Genomic DNA, 10,221 nt, shown 5'->3' with positions numbered 1-10,221 from the left:
AAGGAACTCGTTTCTCAATTCGTGAAGGTGGACGTACTGTAGGTTCAGGTGTTGTTACATCTATCGTTAAATAATTTCATATTGAAATACATAAAGCAAGGTGATTTTCACCTTGCTTTTTTATGTGTATATTATTCATATTTTATTAATTATATGATTTAAATCTATAATATTTAAAGTAATAATATAAAGTGAAGTGTACTATTTTTATGAAATGGTTGCACAAAAACTGTAAAAGGTGTATAATATGGTTAAGGTAGTATAGGGGAAAATAATAGTATTAATGCATTAAATGTATGACTATTATTACATCAAACTTTATTACTCTAGGGATATTGAGTAATAGTAAAAATTCGAAGTTAAGAAATTAACTTCGATTTTTTATTATTAACAAATAAAATTGTTTAATTGAGGTAAGTTTGAAGTAGCTGAATTTAAGAAGTTTAGATAAATAATTGTATAAAGCATATTAATATGATAATATATGTCTTAGTGTAGAATATTCTCATTATCCCAAATTCATGAGTAATATAATGATTACTATTTTTAAATAAAAAAATAGTATAGAAAGGAAAAAAATGAAGAATTTAAAGTTTGATGGAACTCAGTTAAAATATATAGCTATAATTGCTATGACAATTGATCATTTAGCATGGCTATTATATCCAGGTTTAGTTAAAGAAACAATACCAGTACTTATGCACATAGTAGGACGTTTAACAGCACCGATTATGTGGTATTTTATCGCAGAAGGATGTTATTATACAAAAGATATTAAAAAGTATTTCTTTAGAATTATGAGCTTTGCTGTTATCAGCCACTTTGCTTTTTGTTTTGGTTTAGGTATACCGTTTAATATTATGGCAGGAAGTATATTTAATAAAACAAGTGTCTTATTCCCATTAGCGATGTCGGTTTTATTAATCGCAATCTTTAGAAGTGAGAAGATAAGTAACGCATTAAAGATTTTAGCAATTATTGTTTTCTGTTTATTAACATTTGTAGCGGATTGGTCTTCAATAGCTTTAATAATGCCATTCTTTTTATATAATCATAGAGGTAATAAAAAACAACAAGTATTTGACTATATTATCTGGATAAGTGTTTATGCAGCTATTTATATTATCTTTATAGATGTATTTTATGGAGTATTACAGTTTGCAACTTTACTTTCATTACCATTATTAATGAGATATGATGGAACTAGAGGTAAGCATATTGGTTCTAAGTGGTTCTTCTACTATTATTATCCAATACATTTGGCAATTATAGGTATTTTTAGAATTATATTATACGGAAATATACCATTGGTTTTTTAGAATTAGTGTGGACGTAGCAAATCAAAAGAACATGGTTAAATTTAATACAACGAAAACTAATATAGAGGTTCCTTATTAAGATAAAACTTAATAAGGAACTTTTTATACAGTACGATATCAATATGTAGTAAAAAAGTATAAGATATAATATAATATGGATATTAAAAATAAACTGTTTTCGAAAGGATAAAATGAATAGTAAAGAAGAAAGACTTCAATGCCAAAAGTTATGGGCAAAAAATAAATATCTTATTTTAAGTCATTCAAGTAAAATATACTTAGAAATTAGAACATATTTAAAGCAAGAAGAAGTATCCATAGTTAAAGTGAATGAGTTTATAAAACAAGCTGTAAGTTTACCTGAAGATAAAGGACAAGTAACGAACGCGCTACATCATGTTTGGGGATATTTTAAAAAATTTGCGACAAAAGAAGAAAAAGATTATTTTTTTGAAATGATTGAAGAATATCATAATAATAAATATAAAATAGAAGATTTGATAAAAGAAGTAAAACATCTTCTAAAGAAATATCCAAATAAATATTTAGAAGAATCTACTTTTATCAATGGAGGATAAGATGAGACTTTGGCATGAAGAACTTATATCAAAACTACCAAGGCAACAACTTTTAGGACAACATAGAGAATGCTGTGTATTAAGAGGAAATGGTTGGGGTAAGAAGCATGCAAGGGTGGGAGTGACTCAAAAATCGTATTTGAAGAAATCGATTTTGTTGAGTCACCCCCGCACAGTTTATTAGAGATCTAAAAAGCTTTTATAAAGCGAATTTAGATATCAATAAACTACTGCGTCTATGAGTTCTCATATGAACTTTGTTGAAGTTTAGGACTTTTTGGTCAGCTCCATTTTTCCTTTTCAAGTATCATGAATTAATCATGCAGGAAATGAAGAGTAGAGGATATAATGTTAGTAAAGAATGGCTAGATAAAAATTACAGAGGAAAAATTTGTGCTCCTCACAACGATCTAAAAGAATATAAAATCAATAAACCAATTTATAAAGAACACGATAAGTCATACTATGATGAGTGTATTGAGAATTTAGCTCAAAAGGATATTTTTATCTAGCTATATATTCATATTAAAATATTGATAGAAAATAAGTAAGGAGACAACAATGAAAATTTCAATTTTAAATTTAGCTCCATTAAGACAGGGGCAGAATTTTAAAGATGCTATTGATGCAATGGTTAAATTGGCAAAGAAGGCTGATGAACTAGGATATGAAAGATATTGGGTTGCAGAACATCATAATACAAAAAGTGTAGCAAGTAGTGCGACACAATTACTAATACAACGTACATTAGATAATACAAAAAATATTAGAGTAGGATCAGGTGGAGTAATGTTACCTAATCATAGTCCATATATAGTTGCAGAGCAATATGGCACTTTGGAGACTCTTTATCCAGGTAGAGTTGATTTAGGTTTAGGGCGTGCACCGGGCACTGATTATAACACTGCGCGAGCTATTAGAAGAAATACAAATAGAGAGATGGATTTTAAAAAAGAAGTCGTGGAGTTATCTGGGTATTTTAAAGATACGAGACCTGTTCATGCATATCCAGCTGCAGGGCTTGACGTACCACTATACATACTAGGTTCAAGTACAGATAGTGCCTATGTCGCTGCTGAACTTGGATTACCTTATTCATTTGCATCGCATTTTGCCCCAGCTATGATGGAAAATGCAGTAGCAATTTATAGACATTACTTTAAACCATCAGAAGTTTTAAGTGAGCCGTATGTAATTTTAGGTGCTAATGCAGTTGTTGCAGATACCGATGAAGAAGCAAAAAGATTATCAACAACTCAGATTCAATCATTTTTAAATATAATAACTAGCAATCCTCAAGGTATGATGCCTCCGGTACAATCAGAAGAAGCGGTTTGGAAAAATTATATCGCTACTACTAAGGTACCACATTTTGGTCCAATTGCATTTGAACATGATGAGATAGTTGATCATGAGAAATCTGTTGTTGCTCAGATGACAAAAATTTCATTTATAGGTAATAAGGAAACTGTAAAAAATCAAATTTTAGGTTTAAAACGTAGGGTAGAATTTGATGAGTTAATGATAAATTCATATATCTATGATGAACAAGCTCAACATTACTCATATGTACTGTTAAAAGAAGTGATTGATGAGATTAATGGATAGCCTATCGGAGAATCTAGAAATATAACTTCTTAAAAACTTATAATGTTCTTGAAAACTAAATTGATGACAAAAGTAGATAATTAGTGTATTATGAAATCAAATAAACTTAAAATAGTTAAAAAAGAGGTAAATTATGGAAAAATATCTAATTAATGAAGAATTTGTCAATGTGAAATCAAGAGTAGATGAATATTTAGAAAAAAATAATATTCATCAGTTTTTAAATATTAATCAAGGTGAATATGCTAAAAATGTAGATTTAGAATTAGAAGATATTCAATACATAGTTTTTGGAAATCCTAAAGTAGGAACATTACTAATGCAAGATGACTTATATCTAAGTTTTAACCTACCGCTGAAATTGCTACTGATTAAGAGAGAAGATAAGACAGAAGTATTATATGAAAAACCTACTTCTTGGTTAAAAGAAGAACATTCTGATAGAATAAAAGACATTTTACCAAAAATGGATAATTTGTATTTGGATATTATTAGCTATATTGATGCTTAATTTTTAAAAAAGGATTTGGCGAAGAATAATCTGAATTCTGTTTATTTAATATTAAATTAATGTAAGAAACAACTCAGAATGGTAGAAAAATTATTTGAAAAAATAGATTTGTATTAGACTAATGTTATCAATGGTTATTGTGAGTGTTTTGTGATAAACTGTTACTAGTATACATAGGAGGTATGAAAAATGTTAAAAACTAATTTTTTAGATGTAGAATTATCTAATCCACTAATGAATGCATCTGGTGTACACTGCATGACAACTGAGGAGTTAGATGAATTAGCAGGAAGTGCTGCTGGAGCTTTTGTAACAAAAACAGCAACTCGTGATCATAGAGAAGGGAATCCTGAACCTAGATATTATGATACTAGTCTGGGAAGTATTAATTCAATGGGGTTGCCGAATAATGGTTTAGATTATTATTTAGATTATGTTATTGAACGTCAAAGATCAGGTGCAAAATTACAGTTTTTATCGGTAACTGGTATGAGTTATGAAGAGAATATTGGTTTACTAAAGAAAATTCAAGAGAGTGAATATGAAGGAGTTACTGAGTTTAACTTATCATGTCCAAATGTGCCGGGGAAACCTCAAATAGCTTATGATTTTGAACTTACTGATAAATTATTAGCTGAGGTATTCACATTCTTTACGAAGCCTATTGGAGTTAAGCTGCCTCCATATTTCGATATTGCCCACTTTGATGCAATGGCTAAAATTTTAAATAAATATCCATTAACGTATGTAAATAGTGTAAATAGTGTAGGGAATGGTTTATATATTGATTTAGATAAAGAACAAGTAGTTATCAAACCAAAAGGTGGTTTTGGAGGACTTGGTGGAGAATATATTAAACCAACAGCTCTAGCGAATGTTCGTGCATTTAGAGAACGCTTAAATTCTAGCATTAAAATTATTGGAACAGGTGGAGTTATAAATGGTAAAGATGTGTTTGAACACATTCTATGTGGTGCTGATTTAGTGCAAGTGGGAACAACTCTTCATAAAGAAGGAGTTTCAGTGTTTACTAGACTTACTAAAGAATTAGAAGAAGTAATGAAAGAAAAAGGATATACTACAATAGAAGACTTTAAAGGTAAGTTGAAAATTATAGATTAACTTGTAATAAATAGTGATTATTATTTTTAAAAAACGTATATATAATAATAAAAACCTAAAATAAGTAATAAAATACTTGAAAATTTTTATGAAAATTGATATTATATTATGTACAGACAAATTATAGCACATATAAAGGCAAGAATATGGCTTGCAAGTTTCTACCATCAGACCGTAAATTTGATGACTATGGGCAATCTTATTATAATGTTATTACTTTGAATTAATTTTTAAAGTATTTATTTGTAGTAGAATTTTAAATCGCCTATAAGTAATTATAGGTGATTTTTTGTATTTATATAGTTATATTTGTCAAAATTAATATATAACTAAGGAGAATAGTATTTTGAAAACTTTTATTTTAAGTTTACAGCATGTTCTTGCTATGTACGCAGGAGCGGTAATTGTTCCGATTATAGTAGCAGGAGGTCTTGGACTTACAGCGGAACAAACAACATATTTAGTTTCAGTTGACATTTTTATGTGTGGGATTGCTACATTTTTACAAGTTTATAGAGGTAAATTTACAGGTATTGGATTGCCAGTTGTATTAGGTTGTACTTTTACGGCTGTTGCACCAATGATAGCAATTGGTAATAGTGTAGGATTAGCAACTATGTATGGAGCAATTTTTGTTTCTGGATTAGTTGTAGTTCTTATAGCACCATTTTTTGCTAAAGTTGCCAAATTATTTCCTCCAGTTGTTACTGGTAGTGTTGTGACTATTATTGGTATTACTTTAGTTCCTGTGGCTATGAATTATATAGCGGGAGGACAAGGGTCTAAAGATTTTGGTAATCCTAAAAATATTATACTTGCTTGTATAACACTTACTATTATTTTAGTTATTTATAAATTTACAACTGGTTTTATACATTCTATAGCAATATTACTTGGTTTAGTATCAGGTACTATTATTGCTAGTTTTATGGGAATGGTAAGTTTTTCTGAAGTTTCTCAAGCTGGTTGGTTCCAACATCCAACGCCGTTTAAATTTACTGGTTTTGAATTTAATATTAGTGCGATTTTAACATTTACAATCGTTGGTATTGTAAGTATGATAGAATCAACAGGAGTGTATTATGCCCTAGGAAATATTTGTAATCAAGATGTAAAAGAACCTGATTTAAGAAGAGGTTACTTGGCAGAAGGATTAGCTGTTATGATAGGATCATTAGTTAATGCTTTTCCTTATACGACTTATTCACAAAACGTAGGTTTAGTACAGATTTCAGGTGTTAAGAGTAAAAAAGTAATGTATGTCATGGTTCTTTTATTATTGGTATTTGGATCTATACCTAAAATAGGTGCTTTAGCAACAATTGTACCTCAACCAGTATTAGGTGGTGCTATGATAAGTATGTTTGGTATGGTTCTTGCTTATGGAGTTAAGATGCTTGGAAATACTGATTTTGCTAAACAAGAAAATCTTATGATCATTGCTTGTTCAGTAGGATTAGGATTAGGTGTTACAACAGTACCAACAGCTTTTGCACAATTACCAAGTTTTGTTCGTATGTTCACTGATAGTGGTATTGTTTTAGGAACAGTTGTGGCAATTGTAATGAATTTAATATTTAATAGAAAATCAAAAAAAGAAAATAGTAATTAATAATGAATCTTTTAGAGAAATCAAGTTTTCTTTAATGATACTAAATTGACTAGAAATTTAAAATTTTATAATAAAGTCTAGTTCATCAATAATATTATTGGAAGTGTCTTTTTAAAATCAAATTCTATAGAATTATGATTTTAAGTCACTTCCTTTTTTTATTTAAAATACTTAATAATCAATGTTTTTTATGTACAAAATAATTTTTGTGTAGTATAATTTAATTAAAGGTCAATTTTAGTCAATGAAGGAGGTGCCCTCATGAATAATAATATGACAGATATTCTTGAACAATACATTATGAGCTTATTTAATGAAGCTTCAGAAGATCATATAATTATAAAAAGAAGTAATGTCGCACAAAAATTTGACTGTGTACCATCCCAATTAAATTATGTAATAAAAACGAGATTTACTCCCGAACATGGATTTATAATTGAAAGTAAACGAGGGGGCGGAGGTTTTATTAGAATAACCAAAATAACCTTGCACACAAATAAAGATTATATAGATTATTTAATTGAGACGGTAGATAATGAGATAATTGAGGTAGAGGAAGCTATAAGAATAGCTAAAATTTTACTTGAAAAAGATTATATAGATAAATTTGACTATAATCATTTTATAGATAGTGTTGAAGTAATAACATCTGTTCACAATCAATTTTTAGAACATATAGATGAAAACAGTATAGAAGAGATGATTTTTAAAACAAAATCAAATTTAAAAGATTTAACAATAAGATTTTTAACTAATATAAAATATAATAAGAGAGGATAAGGTTATGTACATAAGATTTAATGAAACTGCCCTTATGGTGCTGACGTCGGCGAAAGAAGAAGCGAATGACTTTGGTGTAAAGGCTGTTGGAACTGAACATTTATTATTAGCTATGCTTAGTATGAACAATACATTAGCATGTAAAACACTTAATAAATACGGTGTTTATTATGATGATTTTAGAAAAAATGTTGTAGACTTTTATGAAGCAGAATTAGAAGGTACAGATTTTTATAGAAATGTATTAATGAAGATAGACTACACGAATGGAGCTGTTAGAACTATAGAGAAAAGTCAACAGTTTGCAGATGATACATCTAGTTTTGTAGTTACTAGTGAACACTTATTATTATCTTTGCTGAATGAGAAGACAGGAACTGCTGTTCGTTTATTGACTGACAAGCTAGGAGTTAATGTTGATGCGTTAATTACGGAACTATTTGAATTATTAAAACAAAGTCAAGGACTTCTTTCTAAATTATTTGATGGATTTAAAAAGTTAGAAGCACCGGAGGATAGTTCAGCAAAAACTAAAACTTTAAATTCCTTAGCTAAAGATTTAACTAAAGATGCATTCAATAATAAATTAGACCCTGTTTTAGCACGTGATAAAGAAATTACTAGAATGATAGAAATTTTAAATAGACGTACAAAAAACAATCCAGTGCTAATAGGTGAACCCGGGGTAGGTAAAACTGCAATAGTAGAAGGATTAGCTGAAAGAATAGTATCTCAAAATGTTCCAAGTAATTTATTAGGTAAAAGGGTAATGGTGCTTGATATGGGAACATTATTAGCTGGTACTAAATATCGTGGTGAATTTGAGGAAAGATTGAAAAATATAATTGCTGAGATAGAAGATGCCGGAGATATTATCTTATTCATCGATGAAATTCACACAATTATTGGTGCGGGAGGAACAGAAGGTAGTGCAGATGCATCAAATATTCTAAAACCCGCCTTATCTCGTGGTTTAATTCAATGTATTGGTGCGACAACAACTGAAGAATACAGAAAGTACTTTGAAAAAGATGCTGCATTAGAACGTAGATTTCAACCGATTAAGGTAGAAGAACCGAGTACGGAAGATTCTATTAAAATATTAGAAGGATTACGACCTAAATACGAAGAACATCATAATGTAGAAATATTAGATGAAGCGCTAGATGCGGCAGTTAAATTAAGCACTACTTATATTACTGATAGATGTCTACCAGATAAAGCGATAGACTTAATAGATGAAGCATGTTCAAAAGTTAAATTAAGATTTTATAAATCTCCTGAAAAATTAAAAGAATATGAAGATGAACTAAGTCGCTTGAATAAAGAAAAAGATAGAGCGGTAATTAATCAAGAATTTGAAATTGCTGCGAAAAAACGTGATGAAGTAAATCAAATAATTAGCAAAATAGAAGAATTTAAAATCTCTTGGCAAGATAGTTTATCTAAAGATAAAATTAAGATTAGTTCTGATCACGTAGCAGAAGTTCTTGCTGCTTGGACTGGTGTACCTGTAACAAAATTAACAGAAACTGAGAGTGAGAGACTTCTGAAATTAGAAGAGATTTTACATAAGCGTGTTATTGGGCAAGATGAGGCAGTTGTTAGTTTAGCTAAAGCAGTTAGAAGAGCGAGAAGTGGCTTTAAAGCACCAAATAGACCAATAGGAAGCTTTATTTTCTTAGGACCTACAGGAGTAGGTAAAACAGAACTTGCAAAAAGTTTATCAGAAGCATTATTTAGTTCTGAAGATAATATGATACGTATTGACATGAGTGAATATATGGAACCACACTCAATTAGTAGACTTGTAGGAGCTCCTCCAGGTTATGTAGGTTATGAAGAAGCGGGACAATTATCTGAACAAGTTCGTCAAAAACCATATTCAGTAGTATTATTCGATGAAATAGAAAAAGCCCACCCATCAATATTTAATATTTTATTACAAGTTTTAGATGATGGACGTTTAACTGATGCTTCAGGTCGTGTAGTGGACTTCAAAAATACTATTATAATTATGACTTCAAATGTTGGAGTAAGTGAACTAAGTGATCAAAAATTCGTAGGTTTTGGTGGAAGTGAATCAATTAAAAATGATTACAAAAATGTTCAAAATACTATGATGGAAGCATTGAAAAAACAATATCGTCCAGAATTTCTAAACAGAATAGATGATATTATTGTCTTCAAGACTCTTGAAAAAGAAGAACTTGAAAAAATCTCTGAATTATTAATAGATGGTTTATCTAAACGATTAGAAGATAGAAACATTACTATTAAACTTACGAAAAAAGCAATGGCTAAAATTGTAGAAGATGGTAGCATAAAAGAATATGGTGCTCGTCCATTAAAACGTAGTATTCAAAAAAATATTGAAGATTTATTGAGTGAAGAATTATTAAGAAATCCTGAATTAACTGGAACTATCAATATTGACTACAAAAATGATCAATTCGTTGTGAAAAAAACTAAGAGGTAATTATGGCGAAGGTTAGTGTAAAGTACGAATGTAATGCCTGTGGTTATCAGAGTTTGAAATATATGGGAAGGTGTCCGAGTTGTAAAAAGTGGGCATCTATGGAAGAAGTAGTTGAAGCGAAAAAGGCTTCTAAGCATACAGAGTTTGAAGTTAAGATAAATGATACAGAACGTGTAGAAGCTGGGAAATTAAAATCAGTTTCTACACAGGAT

At 29.5% G+C, this 10,221-nt stretch carries 11 protein-coding genes, 1 pseudogene and 1 riboswitch; all 12 genes and pseudogenes read left to right on the top strand.

All coding sequences use genetic code 11. The annotated features are described in order from the left end of the window. The coding region (locus RWS90_RS07880) for a hypothetical protein (protein WP_399541159.1) at positions 1-74 on the top strand (74 nt) is incomplete at its 5' end. A 504-nt stretch (positions 75-578) separates the two neighbouring features. Beyond that, positions 579-1,319 carry a TraX family protein gene (locus RWS90_RS07200; protein WP_314550026.1) on the top strand — a complete coding sequence of 247 codons (741 nt, stop codon included), beginning with the start codon at positions 579-581 and terminating at the stop codon, positions 1,317-1,319. 191 nt (positions 1,320-1,510) lie between these two features. Further along, a complete protein-coding gene (locus RWS90_RS07195; RefSeq protein ID WP_314550024.1) occupies positions 1,511-1,897 on the top strand; it encodes a YbgA family protein in 387 nt (128 codons plus the stop codon). A 1-nt stretch (position 1,898) separates the two neighbouring features. Further along, positions 1,899-2,081, top strand: a complete 183-nt coding sequence (locus RWS90_RS07875; RefSeq protein ID WP_399541609.1) for a pyrimidine dimer DNA glycosylase/endonuclease V — start codon at positions 1,899-1,901, stop codon at positions 2,079-2,081. Between the two features lie 136 nt (positions 2,082-2,217). Then, entirely contained in the window at positions 2,218-2,409 is a 192-nt protein-coding gene (locus RWS90_RS07185; protein WP_399541611.1) for a hypothetical protein, read from the top strand. A 49-nt stretch (positions 2,410-2,458) separates the two neighbouring features. Continuing rightward, entirely contained in the window at positions 2,459-3,505 is a 1,047-nt protein-coding gene (locus RWS90_RS07180) for an LLM class flavin-dependent oxidoreductase (RefSeq protein WP_314550020.1), read from the top strand. A gap of 133 nt (positions 3,506-3,638) precedes the next feature. Continuing rightward, positions 3,639-4,016 carry a DUF302 domain-containing protein gene (locus RWS90_RS07175; RefSeq protein ID WP_314550019.1) on the top strand — a complete coding sequence of 126 codons (378 nt, stop codon included), beginning with the start codon at positions 3,639-3,641 and terminating at the stop codon, positions 4,014-4,016. A 189-nt stretch (positions 4,017-4,205) separates the two neighbouring features. Further along, entirely contained in the window at positions 4,206-5,138 is a 933-nt protein-coding gene (locus tag RWS90_RS07170; protein ID WP_314550017.1) for a dihydroorotate oxidase, read from the top strand. Between the two features lie 108 nt (positions 5,139-5,246). After that, positions 5,247-5,348, top strand: a riboswitch (purine riboswitch). A 136-nt stretch (positions 5,349-5,484) separates the two neighbouring features. Next, on the top strand, positions 5,485-6,750 hold the full coding sequence (locus tag RWS90_RS07165; RefSeq protein WP_314550015.1) for a nucleobase:cation symporter-2 family protein: 1,266 nt from the start codon (positions 5,485-5,487) through the stop codon (positions 6,748-6,750). Between the two features lie 261 nt (positions 6,751-7,011). Further along, a complete protein-coding gene (locus RWS90_RS07160) occupies positions 7,012-7,530 on the top strand; it encodes a CtsR family transcriptional regulator (RefSeq protein ID WP_314550013.1) in 519 nt (172 codons plus the stop codon). Positions 7,531-7,534: 4 nt separating this feature from the next. Next, entirely contained in the window at positions 7,535-10,009 is a 2,475-nt protein-coding gene (locus RWS90_RS07155; RefSeq protein ID WP_314550011.1) for an ATP-dependent Clp protease ATP-binding subunit, read from the top strand. A 2-nt stretch (positions 10,010-10,011) separates the two neighbouring features. Further along, positions 10,012-10,221: pseudogene (locus RWS90_RS07150) on the top strand (DNA repair protein RadA); the annotation flags it as partial.

Origin of the sequence: uncultured Gemella sp., assembly GCF_963529685.1 — a bacterium.
Lineage (GTDB): Bacteria > Bacillota > Bacilli > Staphylococcales > Gemellaceae > Gemella.
This window is presented reverse-complemented; position numbering and strand designations above follow the sequence as displayed.